The following is a 20,312-nucleotide window of genomic DNA, read 5'->3' as shown; positions in this document are numbered from 1 at the left end:
CGTAACTCTTTCGGCAACACCGACCGTTTCGGAAAGTGGAGCGATCACCTACACCGCCAACATCACTGATGCCCAAGGCAACCCAGTCAAAGTGACGGGTTCGGACGTGGTCGTGACGCTGGGCAATGGTGAAAAAATCACCATCCCCGTCGGCCAAACCGGCGCCAGCATCAACGTGGCCGCGCCAAACGACGTCTATAACGGCGCGGCCCCGGTTAAGACTGAGATCACCGGCACCACCGGTGGCGACTTCGAAAATCTCGGTGCGAACAAGACTCCGGTTGAAACGACCGTTACTGACAAAGTCGATGACACGACGGTGACGCTGACTGCGACGCCGACCGTGTCCGAAGCCGGTGTCATTACTTACACCGCCGCCATCACCGATGCCCAAGGCAACCCAGTCAAAGTGACGGGTTCGGACGTGGTCGTGACGCTGGGCAATGGCGAGAAAATCACCATCCCGGTGGGTCAGACTGGCGCCAGCATCAACGTGTCCGCGCCGAACGACGTCTATAACGGTGCGGCTCCAGTTAAAACCGAGATCACCGGAACGAGCGGTGGCGACTTCGAAAACCTCGGCGCGAACAAGACTCCGGTCGAAACGACCGTTACTGACAAGGTTGATGACACGACGGTGACGTTGACCGCGACGCCTACCGTGTCCGAAGCCGGTGTCATTACTTACACCGCCGCCATCACTGATGCCCAAGGCAACCCGGTTAAAGTCACCGGTTCGGACGTGGTTGTGACGCTGGGCAATGGTGAAAAAATCACCATCCCGGTGGGTCAGACTGGCGCCAGCATTAACGTTAATGCGCCGAACGACGTCTATAACGGCGCGGCTCCAGTTAAGACTGAGATCACCGGCACCACCGGCGGCGACTTCGAAAACCTCGGCGCCAACAAGACTCCGGTTGAAACCACCGTTACTGACAAAGTCGATGACACGACGGTGACGTTGACCGCCACGCCAACCGTCAACGAAAGCGGCACGATCACTTACACCGCGACGCTGACCGATGCCAAAGGCAATCTCGTTACTGCGCACACCGATCCTGTCACCGTCACTCTCGACAGCGGCAAAGTAATCACCATCGCCGTCGGCCAAAGTTCCGGCAGCTTGCCGGTGACCGCAGCGAATGACGTTTACAAAGGCCCGACCGCCGTTACCGAGTCGATCAAAGATGCTTCGGGCGGAAACCTCGAAGCGGTAGCGCCGAACAAAACGCCGGTCACCACGACCGTCAATGACGTCACCGATGCCACCACCGTAACGTTGACCGCCACGCCAACCGTCAACGAAAGCGGCACGATCACTTACACCGCGACGCTGACCGATGCCAAAGGCAATCTCGTCACTGCGCACACCGATCCTGTCACCGTCACTCTCGACAGCGGCAAAGTAATCACCATCGCCGTCGGCCAAAGTTCCGGCAGCTTGCCGGTGACCGCAGCGAATGACGTTTACAAAGGCCCGACCGCCGTTACCGAGTCGATCAAAGATGCTTCGGGCGGAAACCTCGAAGCGGTAGCGCCGAACAAAACGCCGGTCACCACGACCGTCAATGACGTCACCGATGCCACCACCGTAACGTTGACCGCCACGCCAACCGTCAACGAAAGCGGCACGATCACTTACACCGCGACGCTGACCGATGCCAAAGGCAATCTCGTCACTGCGCACACCGATCCTGTCACCGTCACTCTCGACAGCGGCAAAGTAATCACCATCGCCGTCGGCCAAAGTTCCGGCAGCTTGCCGGTGACCGCAGCGAATGACGTTTACAAAGGCCCGACCGCCGTTACCGAGTCGATCAAGGATGCTTCGGGCGGAAACCTCGAAGCGGTAGCGCCGAACAAAACGCCGGTCACCACGACCGTCAATGACGTCACCGATGCCACCACCGTAACGTTGACCGCCACGCCAACCGTCAACGAAAGCGGCACGATCACTTACACCGCGACGCTGACCGATGCCAAAGGCAATCTCGTCACTGCGCACACCGATCCTGTCACCGTCACTCTCGACAGCGGCAAAGTAATCACCATCGCCGTCGGCCAAAGTTCCGGCAGCTTGCCGGTGACCGCAGCGAATGACGTTTACAAAGGCCCGACCGCCGTTACCGAGTCGATCAAAGATGCTTCGGGCGGAAACCTCGAAGCGGTAGCGCCGAACAAAACGCCGGTCACCACGACCGTCAATGACGTCACCGATGCCACCACTGTAACGTTGACCGCCACGCCAACCGTCAACGAAAGCGGCACGATCACTTACACCGCGACCCTGACCGATGCCAAAGGCAATCTCGTTACTGCGCACATCGACCCTGTCACCGTCACTCTCGACAGCGGCAAAGTAATCACCATCGCCGTCGGCCAAAGTTCCGGCAGCTTGCCGGTGACCGCAGCGAATGACGTTTACATCGGCGCGCCGACTGTCACTGAATCGATCAAGAGCGCCATCGGCGGTAACCTCGAAGCGCTGGGCGTGGATAAGTCGGTCGTCTCGACCACCGTCAGCGACGTCAAGGACACTACGACCCTCAGCATCACCGGTAGCACCTCGGTGACCGAAGGCGAAACCGCCAGCTACACCGTCAGCCTGACGCACCCCGCGCAAACTGACGTGACGCTCAAAATCGTCTACAGCGGCACCGCCACCGACGGCTCGGACTTCACCGGCGTCTACACGGTTAAAATCCCGGCTGGCGCCAGCAGCGCCAGTTTCAACGTCGCGACCATCGACGACAAAATCACCGAAAGTACCGAAAACTTTGTGGTCAAGATCGACTCGGCCACCGGTGGCAACTTCGAAAACCTGGCGATCAGCACCACCAGTGGCAGCGTCAGCACTTCGATCATCGACAACGATGCGCCGCCGGTCATCGACCTCGATGCCAACGATTCGAGCGGCGCGACCGGTGCCAACTACAAGGTGACGTTCACCGAGGGCACGCTCGGCCAGGGTGTGTCGATTGCTGACACCGACCTGAAAATCACCGACCCGGACAGCACCATGCTGACCGGCGCGACCATCGTGCTGACCAACCGTCAGCCAGGCGATGCGCTGAACCTGGGTAACAGCGTCAACGGCATCACCATCAATGCCAACAGTAAGGATGGTTCGGTCACGCTAACCCTGTCGGGCAACGCAACGCTTGCCGACTACATGCAGCAGATCAAGAACATCAGCTTCACCAACAGCAGTCACGACCCAAGCACGGTGCCGCGCATCATCACCGTGACCGTGACCGATGGCAGTAACTACTCCAACGTCGCGACCACCACGGTCAACGTGGTAGCGGTCAACGATGCTCCGACAGCGGCGCCTGTTAACGTCACCGGCACCGAAGACACCCCACTGATTCTCGGGTGGTCGACATTCGGTGTCAGCGACGTCGACAGTCCAGCCACCAGCCTCGGTGTAAAAATCACCGGCCTACCGGGCGAAGGCAAGTTGCAGTTCCTGGGCAGCGATGGCAAAACCTGGACCGACGTGGCGAGTAACCAGACCTTTAGCAAGGCCGACATTGACGCCGGAAAACTGCGCTTCGTGCCAGATGCCAACGAATCCGGCGCCAACGGCTACGGTGGTACCGGCCTGGGCAATAACCAGGCGGACTACGCGCAAATCAAGTTCCAGCCCACCGACGGTCAACTGCTGGGTAACACCGGTACGGTGAAAATCGACATCACGCCTGTCGCCGATGCACCGACCCTGAACGTGGCGGATAACAGCGTCAAATCCACCGGGCTGATCAAAGCCGTGTGGACCGGTCTGGCGGGCCTTGGCACCGATGGCAGTGGCGCACCGACGGCCACACTGAAATCGGTCATCGATGGCGCGGGGACTCCAAAGTCCAGCAGCACCGTCAGTAACGTGCAATCCGACGGTGATGTGGCGGCGGGCACGGCGTCGAAAACCTCCGGCCTGATCTACCTCGAGGCGGGTAAGACGTACACCTTCAGTGGCACTGGCGACGACAGCCTGCTGGTGACCATCGGCGGTAACAACATCGCGGCCACCACGTGGGGTGCCGGCGGCAAACTGAACGGCTCGTTCACCCCGATGACCAGTGGTTACTACACCCTGGACATCTACCACGATAACCAGAACGGCCCAGGCAACTATGACGTCAACCTGTCGGTCAACGGCGGCGCCGCCATAGACCTGAGCAGTGCCGGCGTGGCGCTGTACACCGGCGTAGCGGATCTGGTCGCCGCCGGTGTAACGGTTTCCGACCTGCACGGCGCCAACGGCGAAGGCTACTACGACGGCTACAAACTCAACGAAGGCGCCGAAGGCACCAGCGTTCACCTGAGCGCGATCAAAACGGCACTGACCGACATCGATGGCTCCGAAAGTCTGAGCGTGAAGATCAGCGGCATCCCGGCAGGCTCGGTACTCACTGACGGCGCAGGTCACACCTTCACCGTCACCACGACGTCTGGCGACGCCAACGTCACCGGCTGGAACCTCGGCACCCTGACCGTCACCCCGCCGTCTTATTACAACGGCCAGTTCAACCTGACCGTGACGTCGACCTCCACCGAAGCCTTGGGCGGTTCAGCAACCACCACCGCGCAGATTCCAGTCACCGTATACCCCGCGGTCTACAACGCAATCACGGCGACGTCTGGCGATGACACGGTCACCGGCACCAGCGGCAACGACATTATCGTCGCTGACATCGGCGGCCTCACCGTGGTGCCGGGCACCAACTACAACATCGCGTTCATGGTCGATAGCTCGGGCAGCATGAGCACGTCGTCGATCAACGCGGCCAAGGACTCCCTGACGTCGGTGTTCAACACCCTCAAGCAGAGCCTGGGCGGCAACTCCGGGACGGTGAACATCTTCCTGGTGGACTTCGACACCCAGGTCAACAAATCGGTGTCGGTCAACCTGAATGACCCGAACGCACTGGCTACGCTCAAAACGGTCCTGGACTCGATGTCATCCGGTGGCGGCACCAACTATGAGGACGTGTTCAAGACCACGGCCAACTGGTTCCAAAGCGCCGACGCAGTGGCCAACACCGGGGCGAAGAACTTGACGTACTTCATCACCGACGGCCAGCCGACCTTCTACCAGACGGGCGAGCAGACCAACCCAACGCTGTATGGCAACGTGAAGCTCGATGACGTGGTGACTAGCAGCAACTACAAAACCGGTGACACCTTCAGCACGTACATCGACAGCACGCATTACCTGTCCATCAACAGTTCGGGCAGCGCGGCCCTGCAAATTTATAAAAACGGCAACTGGAGCTATACCAGCCTGGGCACCGTTCACGCTCAGGGGGACGGCACCTACGAGTTGTCGACGCTGGCGGGCACTGGTAACAGTACCGACTCTTCGACCACCAGCAATGCCAGCAGCAGCTTCGCGCTGTTGAGCCATCTGTCGAATGTCGAGGCCATCGGCATCAATAGCGGAGTGAGCCTCAACGACCTGAAACCGTATGATTCCGACCACTCGCCGCAAACCAACATCGACCCCAAAGACCTGGCGAACTCGATCGTCGGTCACACTGAAGCAACATTGCCGGGCAACGACACGGTCAGTGGCGGCGACGGCAATGACATCATATTTGGCGACTTGGTGAGTTTCACCGGCATTGCGGGCGAGGGTTACCAGGCCATGCAGGCGTTCGTCGCCCAGCAAACTGGCGTGGATGTCAGCAAAGTCACCGCCAGCAACGTGCATCAGTTCATTACGGAGCACTACGCCGCATTCGACGTGTCCGGCACTCATGACGGCAATGACACGCTGCTGGGCGGCGCGGGCAATGACATTCTCTTCGGCCAAGGAGGTAACGACTACCTCGATGGCGGCAAAGGCAATGACATCCTGCTGGGCGGTACCGGTAACGACACATTGATCGGCGGTCCGGGCAACGACATCCTGATTGGCGGCGCGGGTGCCGACACCTTCGTCTGGAAAGCGGGCGACGTTGGCAACGATGTGATCAAGGACTTCAAAGCCAGCGAAGGTGACCGTATTGATCTGCGCGACTTGTTGCAGGGTGAAACCGGCAGCACCATCGACAACTTCCTGAAGATCACTACTGTGGACGGCGTGTCGTCCCTGCAAGTGAGTTCTACCGGCAAGTTCAATGGTACCGACGCAGCCGCAGCCGCACCGGACGTGACGATCAAACTCGAAGGCAACAACTGGTCCACCGCCAACATTCACTCGTTGATTGCCGGCAGTGACCCCACCATCAAAGTCGATCACAACAACAGCTGATTCGCTGGCTGACGGCCGCCCTCAAGGGGCGGCCGTCATGTTTGCACCCATCTCCCGGGTGACGAGCCCGTCACTGCAACGCATACTCGCCAACAGTTCACCTATGCTGCTGACAGCAGGGTACCGGTCCATTTCTGAGGGATGCTCAATGTTTTACGTGCAACGCGATGCGCAAGGCCAGTTAATGCGCGTAGAAGCTGCGGCCTACGCCGAGGCCACGGAAACCCTGCCGGCTGACAATCACGAAATCCAGGCCTGGTATGCCAACGAAGTCGTGGAGTCGAGCCTCAAACAGCTCAAGCAAAGCGACCTGGAAATGATCCGGGTACTCGACGACTTGATCCAGGTGCTGACCAGTAAAGGCGTGATCCGAGTCACCGACCTGCCGCCGGCCGCCCAGGCCAAACTGATGGACCGGAACCAGGCGCGTGAAGTGTTGGGCGGGTTGAGCCATCTGATTGATGATGACGAAAGAGGATTGATCTGACTCTTGATCAATGGCCCGAATGTCGCAGCCCACTCAACTAATCGAATCGATGTCCAGCGTATAGGGCGCCCCCACAGTACGGCCGTAGATCGAAGCAATCAGGTCGTCGGCGGCGTTTTGGGGTGCCCTGGCTAACGGTTCAACGGCTCATTTCCAAGGCTTCGGTTCACCCAACAACTGACCCTGAACCCCGTAAAGCCCCATCTCGCGAATCACCGACAGTTCCCCTTCGGTCTCGACCCGCTCGGCAATCAACGGCAGATCAATGCTGTGCGCGGCGCGCTGAATCGCCTCGATAAACAACCGCTTGTCACTCTCCTTATCAATGGCCCGAATATAACTGCCATCGATCTTGAGATACGCCAACCCCAGGCGCGCGAGGTTGCCAATCATGCTGAAGCGTCCACCGAAGCGTTGCAGGCTCAAGGAGAACCCCAGTTCACGCAGACGCCGGGTCAACTGCTCCAGCACCGCTTGCTCAGGCAATTGCTCCTCGCCGATTTCCAGGGTCAGTCGCGGCCCGAGGTTCGAATGCTGACGCAGAATGTCAAAAATCTTATTCAGAGCCTGTGAATCGGCGAGGGTCGCCGACGACAGGTTCAGCGCCAAGGACTCTTCGTGACTGGCCATCTGCACCAACACCCACTCCAACATCAGTCGGTCCAGCCGCGCGGTCCAGCCAAAACGCTCAAGCCACGGCAGGAAGCGCCCGGCGGGAATGGTTTGGCCCTGATCGTCGAGCAAGCGCGACAGCACTTTGTAATGCAACACCAATGTGGTGTCTTGCGTCGCGAACACCGGTTGAAAGTACAGCTCGAAACGTTGCTGACTCAGCGCCCGATCCAGCAGTGTATGCCAGGCATGATGGTCATCGCCGACACTGGTCGAGGCGCTGTGGTCCAGACAGGCCCAGTTCTGCTCTCCTTGAACCTCAGCTTGAGCCAACGCCTGATCCGCCAGGCCGATCACCGCTTGCGGCGAGTCACCATGCGCAAACGGCGCCAACCCGATGGAAGCCACCGACGCCACATCGGTCGCTCCAGTCGCATACAGACTTGCGAGCGCACCGTCGAGGTTCTGTGCCAGTTGCAGCGCTTCTTCACGCACCAGCCCGGGGGCCAGCACGGCGAATTCTCCGCCGCGAATCCGTGTGATGAGGTTCTGGGTTTCAGGGTGCCTGGCGCACTCGCGGCACAGCTGCTCGCCAACAGCTTTCAATAACTCATCGGTACGCTGGCCACCCAAGCGCTGGTTCAATCCGGCCAGATCAGTGACCCTTAACAACAGCAGATAACCGGAACTGGTCTGCTCCGGATTGCTCACCCGAGCGTGCAATTGCATCTCGAAATAACGCCGGTTGGCCAGGCCAGTGAGGGTGTCCTGATAGGACTCGACACGCAGTTTTTCACTGCGTTCGGCCTGCTCTTGGAACAGGGCTTTGAGTTTCTCCACCATCTGATTCATGGCCTGTACCACCCGCCGTAATTCAGGGGTGCGCGGAAGTTGTGGCAGGCTGAGAAATTCACGACGGGCGATGGCATGAGACTGCTGGACCATGTAGTCCAGCGGCTTCAGTTGCCGACGCAACAATAGCGCACCCAGCACCGCACTCACCGCGCCGCATATCAACAACCAGCCCAGGCTGCCCAGCGCGCTCTGCCAGAGCTTGGCCAACGCGAACATCGGGTGGCTGACGACTTCGACCCGCGCAGCCTGTTCCCAGCCACGGCTGACGAGTGCATCACCGCCCGCCGGTTCCAGGCCGATGAGTTTGACGAACCAGTCCGGCACGTTGTTCACCGCGGGTATACCGCTGCGCTCGACGAGGGTCTTGTCGGTCTTGAGGTCAACCACACGGATGCTCGCGTAATAACCGCTGTCGAAGATCGAGCTGACCAGCAGCTCAACCATCGCCGGGTCGTCGATGTTCGGTGTCAGGGATAGCGCCAGCGCCGTGGCGGCATCCTGGGCGTGGGAGCGCAACTGGTTGACGTACTGGGTACGCGAGCTTTCCAGGCTGACCATGAAGCTACCCGTGAAGGCGACCACCAGGAACAGACAGATAGCGATCAACAGCTGTTTGAACAAAGACATCTGAGCGTGTGCTCCTAGTTAGTCGTCTCGACCGGGAATCCTTCGGCCTGCATTTTTTTCAGTACATCCTGCCAGCGGGAAAGACGTTTGGTGTCACTGACTTTTTTGTTGCCCTTGGCGCCGGGCAAGTACAAGCCTTCAGCGTTGAAAGAGTAGACCGGCAGCAAATCGGTTCGTTGGCTCGCCGGCAGGATCTCGTTGATCAGGCTGTCGAGCACCAGCGGCATGGCTTCGGGACTGGTGTAGTAAGTCAAAACCATATGCGCACGATTCAGGCGCAAAGCCTTGACGTAGGTAATCCGCAGCTTGTCACTGGACACGCCGAGATGACGCAGGCTGAAATACTTGGCGATGGCATAGTCTTCGCAGTCGCCGGCACCTTTCCACAAGGCTTCGATGGGCGTTTCCCAATAATCGTCCACGTGCCACAAGTCGATGTCTTCTTCATAGCGCATCTGCTTGTTGAAGAACTGATTGACCACGTTGAGCTTTTCCAGCTCGCTGATCTGTTTCTGGGTGGCCAACAAATGTTGCCAGGCATCAATCCGCTGCTGCCCGACCCCCAATGGCCCGTACAATGCCTCGGCGCGGCGGCTGATCAACGAGAAGTCCCAATCTGCATGCAGCCCGCCCAGCATGACGCAGGCCAGCAGCAACGAGCAGCCTAGCCAGCGCAAAATCCGGGGAAAAGCGAAACGTACCGCCAATGCGAGGCATCCAGGGTAGGCAGGTTGAGAAGTCGGTTGATGGTGAAGGTTCGCCATGCAAAAAACAATGGCACGGTGCAATCACCCTGGACGCGCTAAACTTTGGATGTCAGACGATCTTTTCGGCGGTTTGACAAGGTGTTCTGTCGTTACTAGTGTCCATCTGGATCCAAAAATCATTTCAGTCAATCAGGGTGCGTAGTCGTGACACAGAAGCCCAATCCTCTGAATAGCATCAAGGTCAACGAACCGATTCCCGCTCACTTGGCGCGATCGGTGATCGAGCACACATTGCGCTCAGCCATTCTGGACGGCCGTATTCCTTGCGGGACCGCCCTGCGCCAGCAGGATCTGGCCGACCTGTTCGGCGTTAGCCGCATGCCGGTTCGCGAAGCCTTGCGCCAGCTCGAAGCGCAAGCGTTGCTCAACGTTATCGCCCATAAAGGCGCAGTGGTTGCCCCGCTGGTCCAGGGCGACGCGGCCGAAACATATGAGCTGCGGATTCTGTTGGAATCAGAAGCCCTGCGCCGTTCGATTCCCTTGCTTAAGGCCAGCGACCTCGAACAAGCGGCGCATTACATCGATAAGTTGGAAACAGAGCACGACTACACCGAAATCGGCCGGCTTAACCGCTTGTTCCACATGTCCTTGTACTGCAAAGCGCCTAACCAACGACTATTGCGACTGGTGGAAGACGGACTCAACGAGGAGGAGCGCTTCCTGCGCTTCAACCTCGAAGCGATGGGCCTGGGCAAGTTGTCCCAAGAGGATCACCGCAATCTGCTGCGGGCCGTCGAAAACCATGACGTCGATCATTCGGTGAAACTGCTCGAACAACACCTCAGTCGTGGGGTCGAGGTCATCACACACTACCTCAATAGTTTGACTGCACACCGCACGAGCAGCAGCACCCGATAAAAACGACGCGACAACGCAACGGCGCACGGTCAGAGACGCGAACAGCGGACCGTGCTGAGTTCCGGCCATGGCGGCAACCGCCACGAATCAGTGACGACTGCTTCCTACCACTGAAACAACTCGCCACCTCTGATCGTATCTGAATGTGTCTAGCGAACAATCTGCTTACAAAGCCTGCGGTGCTCGCCTCTGATAGGTATGGCGTATCGCACCCCTTACTAACATCCTCCCGCTCCCTATCTGCCACCTCATGGATGAGGCGTTGCGGAGATAGCGGCTGTTGCGATTTACGCTCACTCTTGGATCCAACACCCCAACATTGAACGGGCGTACCAGCGGCGTAGTCCTCGCATCAAGAACCTACGGAAGGAGTCTTGCCACGGGAAAGGAAGAACGGCGTACTCCCGGCCTACTTCCGTCCCATCAAATCATACTAATTCTCTTAATTAGAAAGTTGCTACGAGCGAGGCATTCGCTTTCTTATTTTATTCTGACTTTTATAAATCGGAAGGAGCAACTTCAGCCCAATAAAACTCAAACTAAAAGTTTTATTGGGACTTGTCGCGCCCGAGAAAACCAAACTTTAAAATAATATAAAAATAACTTGCCCAACACTTTATCCCTGTATTAGTTTTTCTCCGCACCCATTGAAACCCCTGGGGCAACGGCTTAAGCCAGCAAGGCCTAAGTCACTTCTAAAAATTGTGACGCAACTTAAAAGTTATTTATTTTTATGCCTTCGTTCGCTCACAGAAAGTAGTTACCAACTTTCGCTTGGCTATTGCATCACTCACCGACACTTTTAATCACGTATAGGCTCGCTCATGAAACCGACTAAAGCCCATCTAAACCAGAAGAAAGCAGAACTTAGCGTTCATCCGATTTTTTCCGAAATACATTCGCTATCGGTCCTGCAACGCTTCATGGAAACCCATGTATTTGCCGTATGGGACTTCATGTCGCTGACCAAGCGCCTGCAACAGGAACTCACCTGCGTTCAGGTGCCCTGGCTACCACCGCGGGACGCGCTAGCGGCACGTCTGATCAACGAGATTGTGCTCGGCGAGGAGTCTGATGATCGACCCGCCAACGGTCACTGCAGCCATTTCGAGTTGTACCTGGAAGCCATGCGTGAAGTCGGTGCAAGTACGGTGGCGGTGGAACGCTTTGTCGTGTTGCAAAAAGAAGGCGTGAGCTATGACATCGCCCTGCAAAGTATCGACATCGACCCCGCCGCAGCGCAGTTCGTCCGGCACACCTTACACACCGCGTTGCACGCATCGAGTCACTGTGTAGCGGCAGCCTTTTTGCATGGGCGCGAGCACGTGATCCCACAGATGTTCCAGAGAATCCTCGATGACTGGAGCATCGACATCGAACAGGCGCCCACTTTCCGGTACTACCTGGAGCGCCACATTGAAGTCGACTCCGAGGACCACGGCCCCGCCGCAGAAAAACTCCTCGCCCGCCTGGTCGATGGCGACCCGCAGCGCCAGGAAGAGGTCTATGCCAGTGCCATCGCGGCCGTAGAAAACCGCATTGCCTTGTGGGACGGCCTGCGCCTGAGCATGCACGAAACAGTCAGCGAGGTGAGCGCATGAAGGCCGCCGACTACCAATCCTTTGCCGACGCGTGGGAAAGCCGCGCGACCATCCGCTCCCGCCCACGGCGTGTGCTGGAAAACGACGATAAGTTGATCTACCCCTTGAGTCGCCAGCCGTTGGTGCTGAGCGAAACCTTCTTGCGCGAGTGCCCGCATCAGAGGGATTTCGCCTTGGTGCAGACGCTCTACAAGTTCATCAACGACGTGGTGATTTTCGAAACCGAAATCGTCGACAAAACCGCGCGCAGCATCGCCAAAAACCGCTTCAGCGTCGAGTTCCCTTTCCCTTGCCGCTATGACGCTATGACCGTGGTGGTGGACGAGGATTACCACGCCTTGGTGGCCATGGATTTTATGCAACAGACCATGGCCATGACCGGCATCCCACCCATCGAACTACCGGATGAAATCGAGTTGAGCCGGGCTATTCCCATAGCCGTTGCATTGGCACCGGAGCACCTGCGCAGTGCCGTCGAGTTGATATGCGTGGCTATCGCCGAAAACACCGTGACCGGCGATGTGGCCGCATTCGCCAAAGACGCCACCGTCAAGCAGTCGATAAAGGGGCTGATGGCCGACCACTTGCTGGACGAAGGCCGACACTCCGGGTTTTGGGCTCGGCTGGTACGCATCTACTGGCACACCGCAAGCGAAGCCGATCGCGAGTGCATCGCGAAAATCCTGCCGGTGTTCATCAGCCATTACCTGACCAATGACATCCAGAAATCTTTCGACTTTCGCTTGATCGATGCCCTGCAAGTCAGCGACGCCGCAAAGCACGCACTCAAGAACGAAGTGTCGGGCCTGGCCTTCCCGATCAATCGCCATCACCCGCTGGTCGCCAACATCGTGCGGTTTTTCCGCAGCAGTTCGCTGCTGGACTCACCGTGTGTGCAAGACACCCTGACCGACTACCTGGCTTAACGCGGAGAAAATCATGAGACGTCTCGATATTTTGCTGATTGGGCAAAGCCAGGCCTTGACCGACCTGGCGCTGGAACTCGAGCAACACGGTCATTCACTGGCACGCCTGGCGGCGGACGACGAGCAGCCGTCAGGTAACGCCGACTTGCTGATCGACGACGCCAGCCTGTCGTTCAAGGGCCTGATTGAGGTGCCACGGCTGAGGCTGAGTCTGGGGGTCGGGCGGCCAGGAGCTTCTGGGTTACCCTCGCTGGACTTACTGTTGACGTATGGCTCTAAGCCGCTCAGTCGCGTGCCTATCGCTGATGACTCCTTCGGCAACGGCCAGGCATTACGCTTGCGAGCCGTGGCGGAGTTGGTAGACCAGGCAGCACTGTTGGTCAGTCGCTTCTCGCGCGATGCCGGGTATTTTTCGTGTGCCGAGCCTACGCCGCGCGCTGATTTCGAGCGGGTGGAAAATTTGCTGTTTCTGGAACACCTGGCGTTCGTCCATCAGCTCAACTTCACGGCTGAGCAGCGGCTGCTGGACCTCGGTCAGATTCCGATGATCGAACGCCTCGAACAACGCTTTATCCAATGTGCTGAACGCCCGGCGCTGAACATCGCCGGCAGCTCCCTCAGCTATCGCCACCTCCATGCCCACAGCCGTGCAATCCAGCAGCGCTTGCAGCCGCTACTCGATCAGCATCAGGGCACGCCCGTGGTAGGGATTTGTCTGCCCAAATGCAGCGCGTTATACGCAGCAATTCTGGCGATCCTGGGCAGCGGCGCAGTGTACCTGCCGCTGGAACCGAGCCACCCAATGCAACGTCAGCAGTACATTCTTTCGAATGCCGGCGCGGTGTTGTTGCTGCATGACGGGCAACATCCGCTCGCCGACGAAATGCCAGGGCTGGACATCAGTCAGGTCGACATCCATGACGTGGATCTCGACCAACCCTTGATGCGCCAACGACCCGAACTGGATGCGCCCTGCATGGCGCTCTACACCTCAGGCACCACCGGCCATCCCAAAGGCGTGCTACTCAGCCAGGCCAACCTGGCGCACCTTACCGCGTGGTACGCCGATTATGTACAACTGACTGCGCAGAGCCGAGTGCTGCAGTTTTCGTCGCTGAGTTTCGATTCGTCGCTGATCGATATCTTTCCGACTCTGCTCCAGGGGGCCGAGCTGATCGTGCCCAACGATGATCAACGTCGCGACCCGCTACAACTGGTGGCGTTGATCCGTCATCAACAATTGAGCCACGCGTTCCTGCCGCCGGCACTGTTGAGCATTCTGCCGCTGGATCAGTTGCAGGTTGTGAATCACATCATGACCGGCGGCGATGTCTGCGAGCCTTATGTCATCGAGCAACTGACCCGTCAGGGCAACCTCTACAACCTCTATGGCCCGACCGAGGCTACGGTGTTGATCACTGCGCGACAACTGCGCACTGGCGACAGTAACCGCACGCTCGGCGCGCCGATTGCCAACAGCCAAGTGTTGATCCTGGATGAGGACTTGCAGCCGGTGGTCAACCAAACCGTGGGGGAACTGTTCATCGTGGGGCCGGGCGTATGCCTGGGTTATCTGAATAACCCACAGCAAACTGGCGAACGCTATCTGATGCTCAATCTCCCGGACGGCAAGCGTTTGCGCGCCTACCGCACTGGCGATATGGCGAAGTGGACCGCCGAGGGCATCGAGCTGTGCGGACGCCGGGACAACCAAGTGAAGATTCGCGGGTTTCGGGTCGAGCCGGAAGAGATTGAACGCTGCCTGCGAGGCAGCCAGTTGTACCGTCAGGTGGCGGTGGTCATCGACAGCCAGCGGCGAATTCTGGCGTTTCTCGCTCAGCCACAAGAGGTCCAGACGGGTAACGCCCGCGAAGCGCTGAAGGCCCACGCGGTGCAGTTTTTACCGGACTACATGCAGCCCATTGCCTGGACGGAGCTGGAAAGCATGCCGTTCGCGAGCAACGGCAAAGTTGACCGCAGGACACTGCTGTCGTTACCGGTGAATATTCTGCACGACAGTGATCGACGGCTACCCACCAGCGCCGACGAAGCACTGTTACTGCAGATCTGGGCTGAGTTGCTGGAGTTGCCGGCCAGCGATATTTCCACCGACGAAAGCTTCTTCAACCTCGGCGGTCATTCGATCCTGCTGTCGCGCATGTTGTTGCGACTGCGTGAAGAGTTTGGCCGGAGCATCTCGATCAACCGCTTTATCGAATTGCCCACTATCGTGAAGCTGGCGACGTTAGTACGCGGCTCAGGCACCGAAGAAGTGCTGAGCGCGCAGGCGATGGCCGATGCGTTCCGCGAGCTCGATTTGCAACCGCTGCCCGTCAGTCGCATGGGCGACGTACATAAGGTGATCGTCACCGGCGCCAACAGCTTTGTCGGCGTACACATTGTCGAGGCACTACTGGCCTGGGGCGCCAGCGAGGTCGCCTGCCTGGTGCGCGACGGCGGCGGCCAATCAGCAGCCGAGCGCTTTGCTCACGCCTTGCGCGAGAATCGACTCGAACATCTGGACCTGAGTCGGGTGCGAGTCTACGCCGCAGACATCGCGCGCCCATCATTAGGGCTCGCAGTGGATGTCTACGAACGGCTGGACCGGGAGTTTGGCGCGCTGGTGCATAACGCCGCCAACGTCAATCACGTCCTCGATTACGAGTCCCTGGCGCCGGACAACGTCGAGCCGATTTTCGAGTGCCTGCGTTTATGTGAAGGGCGCAGCAAGAAAATCTTCAATTTCGTCTCGACCCTCTCCGCCTCCAGCAACATTTCCGCTGATGGCCGGGTGCTTGAACTGCCGGCCGCGCAGACACCGCCCATCTACATTAAGAACGGCTACAACCTGTCCAAGTGGGTGGCTGAACGGATCCTTGAGCGGGCGCGCGAGCAAGGGGTGCAGGTCAATCTTTATCGTCCCGGCAATATCAGTTTCAACAGCCTCACGGGTGTCTGTCAGCCACATAAAAATCGCCTGATGCTGATGCTCAAGGGCTCGATTCAGCTCGGCCAGGTGCCAGAGTTCGCGCTGAATTTTGACCTGATGCCGGTGGATTTTCTCGCACGGTTCATCGCCTTCCACGCCAGCCGTTATCAACCCGCGCACGCCGTGTTCAACCTGCACAACCCAGAGCCGCTGAGCTGGGACGCTTACGTGGCGTCTTTTCGCGAAGCCGGTAGGGAGTTTTCGATGGTCAGCGTCGCCGACTGGCAGCAGCAACTGGGCCGGGTCGACAGCAATAACGCGCTGTTCGGTGTGCTGGGTTTCTACCTCAACGGCTTTGAGGAAGACATCGGCGATATCTCGATGATTGGCCACGACAACGCCCAAGCGGGGATAAAACAGATGGGCGCGCACTACCCGCAAAAGTCCCCGGCATTGCTACGGCGCGGTTGCGATTACCTCAAAGAAATCAACTTCATCTGATGCACCCCAACCAATGGAGCAAGACCATGAATATTCTGCAACCCGATACCCTGATCAAAAACCCTCACGGCTGCCACGTGGTGTCTTCGGTGGAAGTACCTGCGAACGCGGAAACCGTCTGGGCCGTGGTCGGCAACTTTGCCGGTTTCGATCGATTCATCCCCGCGCTGTCGCACATCGAGATGACCGGTGAGGGCGTTTCTTCGCTGCGCAAGAAGTTCTTCAAGGACGGCAACCAAGTGGTCGAACAACTCAACTCTAGGGACGACCAAACGCGTTGCATGACCTGGACCACAATCTATAACACCTTGGGCGTGGCCAATCTGTGGGCCGCAATGAATGTGGAGTCCTTGGGAATGGGCAAATCTCGAGCAACCTGGACCATCATCGCCGAACCCACCCAAGGCGGAGCCGAGGCGTTGCCGGGATTCAAGGATTTCGTTCAGGGGTTCGCCGACGATGCGATGAACAATGCCCTGAAACTGTTCGTATAGGGCTTTAGTACAACGGTGACTGATGCAACGCTTTCGCAAGCTTGCTCCCACAGGTTGACTGAGTTCCTTCGCAAGGAATGCCGTCGACTGTGAGAGCTTGCTCGCGATTGAACCATAAAGCTGAATCAGATCTTGAAGCTATCAACCAACTGCTTCAACCGATTCGCCTGCAACGACAGCGCATCACAATCCTTCAATGTTTCATTGAGGTTGGCCACACTCTGCTGGTTCAGCAGGTTGATCTGGTTAACGTCGACGTTGAGGGTTTCCACCACAGCAGTCTGCTCTTCCGTCGCTGCCGCCACGGACTGGTTCATGCCGTCGATTTCACCGATGCGCTTCGTCACGCTCACCAAACGTAAACCGGCTTGGTTGGCCACCTCGACAGTCTCTTCGCTAGAGACCTGACTGGCGTTCATGGTGGTCACAGCTTCGCGAGAGCCCACTTGCAGCGAGGTGATCATCTTATGGATCTCCTCCGCCGATTCCTGGGTGCGATGAGCAAGGTTACGCACCTCGTCAGCCACCACCGCGAAACCACGACCGGCCTCACCGGCACGTGCCGCTTCGATGGCAGCGTTCAGCGCTAACAGGTTGGTTTGCTGGGAGATGCCTTTGATCACATCCAGAATGTGCCCGATGTTATCGGTACTCGCGTTCAGGGTTTCGATTTGGGTGCATGACAGGCTGATTTTTTGTGACAGCTCGGTCATGGCCAGGATGGTTTTTTCCACCACTTGACGACCGTCGTCCGCCTGATCGCTAGCACCGCTGGCATGCAGCGACGCATCGGCGGCGTTACGGGCAATTTCTTGGGTCGCGGCGCCCAGCTCGTTAATCGCCGCTGCGACGCTGTTTGTACGAGCACTTTGCTCGTCAGAACCGATAATCGATGCGTTGGACGACGCCATCACCCGTTGTGACAAATCATGGACTTGACGGGTAGCCGAGGACACTTCGGAAATCGACGCGTGAATCCGCTCCACGAACTGATTGAATGCACTGCCGAGTTCACCGAACTCGTCTTTACTTTCCACGGCAAGACGACGGGTGAGATCACCTTCACCCTGCGCGATGTCTTTCATCGCACGACCCATGGTGATGAGCGGACGCATCAATACGTTAATCAACAGGCTCAGCAACACCGCGATGACGCTAACGGCGATGAACATCGCAATCAACGCCGAGGCGCGGAACTGGCTAAGAGGTGCGTAAGCCTTATCCCTATCAATCGACAGACCGATATACCACTCGGCATTCGGCAAACCAGAGACCGGGGTAAACGAAAGAATACGATCCTGCTTGTCGAGCACTACTTCCTGATTGCCCTTCTCGATATGCACGTTGGCGCCGGGGTAAATATCTTTCAGGTTTTTCATGACCTGATCTTTGTCCGGACTAACGATCACCTGTCCATCGGCGCTGACCAGGAATGCATGGCCAATACCGCCGAAGTCCACCGAGTTGATAATCTTCACCAAGGTTTCCAGGCTCAAGTCACCGCCGACTACTCCGAGCAGTTCTCCGTTCTTTTTCACCGGCATGGCGATGGTCACCACCAAACCACCGACCGCGGCCATGTAGGGTGGGGTCAGCATGGTTTTGTCAGCTGCCACCGCTTGCTTATACCAAGGACGCTGACGCGGGTCGTAGCCGTCTGGCATCTTCGCGTCTGGGCGCTGGGTGAATACACCGTTGGATTGACCGACGTATGTGAACTGAAAGTTCGAAGTGAAGGCTGGCTGATCAACCAGCCCCGGCAAATCGGCATTGGCACCTTGGTGGGCGACGTTCTGCGCGAGGTTTTCCAGCACAAGAACACGACCGCTCATCCAGTTCTGTACGCTGCTGGCAGTCAGCTCACCGGATTGCTGAACGGACGACTCGAGGTTCTGCCGGATGGTGTTTCGCTGCAGATAGTCGTTGTACAAAGTGAACAACGCGAAAGCCAGGACCACGACGCCCGAGGCGGCCAGAAGAATTTTATGGCTGAACTTAAGATTCATTTCATAGGACTTCTTATGCAGAAAGTGGGATGCGTTCCAAGTTGCAACATTCCATGTAACAGCACAGACGGCGCTCTAAATTCCGCTCTACTTTGGTGCGCGCATGTCTCACTAATCTTTCGGCACAAGCCGGAAAAATCTTAGGGCTCCGTACAAAATGTCCGGCATTGGCGAGCTATTCCCGCCGAACGGTGTACGGGAAGATCGGAATAGATCATTTCTGATGAAAGTTAAATCGCCACTAACTCGTGGTGACGACTTCGCGCCGATGCACGCTCAATTCGAGCATTGTTATTGATCCATTACCATCAGGTGATCTTGGGACTTCTATCTTGAGGTTTATGGTTCGACGCTTTGCCTACGCCAAAACGACAAAACCCCTGTCTGCATTAGCAGACAGGGGTTTCGGAATTTAATCTTGACGATGACCTACTCTCACATGGGGAAACCCCACACTACCATCGGCGATGCATCGTTTCACTGCTGAGTTCGGGATGGGATCAGGTGGTTCCAATGCTCTATGGTCGTCAAGAAATTCTGTGACCAGCGCGTTACCGCAGTAACGTGCCAGAAAAATCAATAACTTCTACTAAAACAAAACCCCTACCTGCATAAGCAGATAGGGGTTTCGGAATTTAATCTTGACGATGACCTACTCTCACATGGGGAAACCCCACACTACCATCGGCGATGCATCGTTTCACTACTGAGTTCGGGATGGGATCAGGTGGTTCCAATGCTCTATGGTCGTCAAGAAATTCGGTAGCCAGTGCGTCAGCCCTTACGGGTAACACGCCAGCGAATGGGTATGTAATAGATTTGTGTGTTTGATCGCAAACTTTCGACTTGTGTCGTCTTCACACACCGCAATCTGGTGCTTTTTCGCCCTTGGGCTCAAAGCCTGCAAATTGCTTGGGTGTTATATGGTCAAGCCTCACGGGCAATTAGTATTGGTTAGCTCAACGCCTCACAGCGCTTACACACCCAACCTATCAACGTCGTAGTCTTCGACGGCCCTTCAGGGGACTCAAGGTCCCAGTGAGATCTCATCTTGAGGCTAGTTTCCCGCTTAGATGCTTTCAGCGGTTATCTATTCCGAACATAGCTACCCGGCAATGCCACTGGCGTGACAACCGGAACACCAGAGGTTCGTCCACTCCGGTCCTCTCGTACTAGGAGCAGCCCCTCTCAAATCTCAAACGTCCACGGCAGATAGGGACCGAACTGTCTCACGACGTTCTAAACCCAGCTCGCGTACCACTTTAAATGGCGAACAGCCATACCCTTGGGACCGGCTTCAGCCCCAGGATGTGATGAGCCGACATCGAGGTGCCAAACACCGCCGTCGATATGAACTCTTGGGCGGTATCAGCCTGTTATCCCCGGAGTACCT

10 protein-coding genes and 3 rRNA genes (1 of these 13 only partly in view) are annotated in these 20,312 nt (G+C 57.5%); 7 read left to right on the top strand and 6 right to left on the bottom strand.

Annotation, left to right across the window (positions count from 1 at the left end; translation table 11 throughout):
* Window positions 1–43: 43 nt before the first annotated feature.
* Both RHM68_RS26535 and RHM68_RS00075 read left to right on the top strand, forming a co-directional pair.
* Window positions 44–6,256 (top strand): immunoglobulin-like domain-containing protein, encoded by a 6,213-nt coding sequence (locus tag RHM68_RS26535; protein ID WP_416195232.1) that lies wholly within the window; start codon window positions 44–46, stop codon window positions 6,254–6,256.
* Window positions 6,257–6,404: 148 nt separating this feature from the next.
* A complete protein-coding gene (locus RHM68_RS00075) occupies window positions 6,405–6,743 on the top strand; it encodes a tryptophan synthase subunit beta (protein ID WP_322219938.1) in 339 nt (112 codons plus the stop codon).
* Window positions 6,744–6,890: 147 nt separating this feature from the next.
* On the opposite strand, the gene lapD is transcribed toward RHM68_RS00075, so the two are convergent.
* Window positions 6,891–8,837, bottom strand: a complete 1,947-nt coding sequence (gene lapD / locus RHM68_RS00070) for a cyclic di-GMP receptor LapD (protein ID WP_322219937.1) — start codon at window positions 8,835–8,837, stop codon at window positions 6,891–6,893.
* Window positions 8,838–8,851: 14 nt separating this feature from the next.
* Entirely contained in the window at window positions 8,852–9,544 is a 693-nt protein-coding gene (lapG, locus tag RHM68_RS00065; RefSeq protein WP_322219936.1) for a cysteine protease LapG, read from the bottom strand.
* Between the two features lie 204 nt (window positions 9,545–9,748).
* On the opposite strand from lapG, the gene RHM68_RS00060 reads away from it, so the two are divergent.
* The 5 genes from RHM68_RS00060 (at window position 9,749) to RHM68_RS00040 (ending at window position 16,913) form a co-directional block, all read left to right on the top strand.
* Complete coding sequence (locus RHM68_RS00060) at window positions 9,749–10,462, top strand: GntR family transcriptional regulator (RefSeq protein WP_322219935.1); 714 nt, start codon at window positions 9,749–9,751, stop codon at window positions 10,460–10,462.
* Window positions 10,463–11,286: 824 nt separating this feature from the next.
* On the top strand, window positions 11,287–12,063 hold the full coding sequence (locus RHM68_RS00055; RefSeq protein WP_322219934.1) for a DUF3050 domain-containing protein: 777 nt from the start codon (window positions 11,287–11,289) through the stop codon (window positions 12,061–12,063).
* Window positions 12,060–12,989, top strand: coding sequence for a diiron oxygenase (locus RHM68_RS00050; protein ID WP_322219933.1), 930 nt, complete (start codon window positions 12,060–12,062; stop codon window positions 12,987–12,989). The genes RHM68_RS00055 and RHM68_RS00050 overlap by 4 nt, the downstream gene beginning before the upstream one ends.
* 13 nt (window positions 12,990–13,002) lie before the next feature.
* Window positions 13,003–16,419, top strand: a complete 3,417-nt coding sequence (locus tag RHM68_RS00045; RefSeq protein ID WP_322219932.1) for a non-ribosomal peptide synthetase — start codon at window positions 13,003–13,005, stop codon at window positions 16,417–16,419.
* 26 nt (window positions 16,420–16,445) lie between these two features.
* Window positions 16,446–16,913: an SRPBCC family protein gene (locus tag RHM68_RS00040; RefSeq protein WP_322219931.1), complete on the top strand. Its 468-nt coding sequence runs from the start codon at window positions 16,446–16,448 to the stop codon at window positions 16,911–16,913.
* Window positions 16,914–17,038: 125 nt separating this feature from the next.
* On the opposite strand, the gene RHM68_RS00035 is transcribed toward RHM68_RS00040, so the two are convergent.
* The 4 genes from RHM68_RS00035 to RHM68_RS00020 form a co-directional block, all read right to left on the bottom strand.
* On the bottom strand, window positions 17,039–18,919 hold the full coding sequence (locus tag RHM68_RS00035; RefSeq protein ID WP_322219930.1) for a methyl-accepting chemotaxis protein: 1,881 nt from the start codon (window positions 18,917–18,919) through the stop codon (window positions 17,039–17,041).
* Window positions 18,920–19,335: 416 nt separating this feature from the next.
* A 5S ribosomal RNA gene (gene rrf / locus RHM68_RS00030) occupies window positions 19,336–19,451 on the bottom strand.
* A gap of 107 nt (window positions 19,452–19,558) precedes the next feature.
* A 5S ribosomal RNA gene (rrf, locus tag RHM68_RS00025) occupies window positions 19,559–19,674 on the bottom strand.
* Between the two features lie 168 nt (window positions 19,675–19,842).
* Window positions 19,843–20,312 (bottom strand): 23S ribosomal RNA (locus RHM68_RS00020); it runs 2,422 nt beyond the window's last position.

Origin of the sequence: Pseudomonas sp. DC1.2 (assembly GCF_034351645.1) — a bacterium.
GTDB lineage: Bacteria > Pseudomonadota > Gammaproteobacteria > Pseudomonadales > Pseudomonadaceae > Aquipseudomonas.
This window is presented reverse-complemented; position numbering and strand designations above follow the sequence as displayed.

What these genes read in the sequence shown, in the direction of transcription:
- RHM68_RS00075 (WP_322219938.1), top strand. Translation starts at nt 6,405, where the DNA reads ATGTTTTACGTGCAACGCGATGCGCAAGGCCAGTTAATGCGCGTAGAA.
- lapD (WP_322219937.1), bottom strand. Translation starts at nt 8,837, where the DNA reads ATGTCTTTGTTCAAACAGCTGTTGATCGCTATCTGTCTGTTCCTGGTG.
- RHM68_RS00055 (WP_322219934.1), top strand. Translation starts at nt 11,287, where the DNA reads ATGAAACCGACTAAAGCCCATCTAAACCAGAAGAAAGCAGAACTTAGC.
- RHM68_RS00050 (WP_322219933.1), top strand. Translation starts at nt 12,060, where the DNA reads ATGAAGGCCGCCGACTACCAATCCTTTGCCGACGCGTGGGAAAGCCGC.
- RHM68_RS00045 (WP_322219932.1), top strand. Translation starts at nt 13,003, where the DNA reads ATGAGACGTCTCGATATTTTGCTGATTGGGCAAAGCCAGGCCTTGACC.
- RHM68_RS00040 (WP_322219931.1), top strand. Translation starts at nt 16,446, where the DNA reads ATGAATATTCTGCAACCCGATACCCTGATCAAAAACCCTCACGGCTGC.
- RHM68_RS00035 (WP_322219930.1), bottom strand. Translation starts at nt 18,919, where the DNA reads ATGAATCTTAAGTTCAGCCATAAAATTCTTCTGGCCGCCTCGGGCGTC.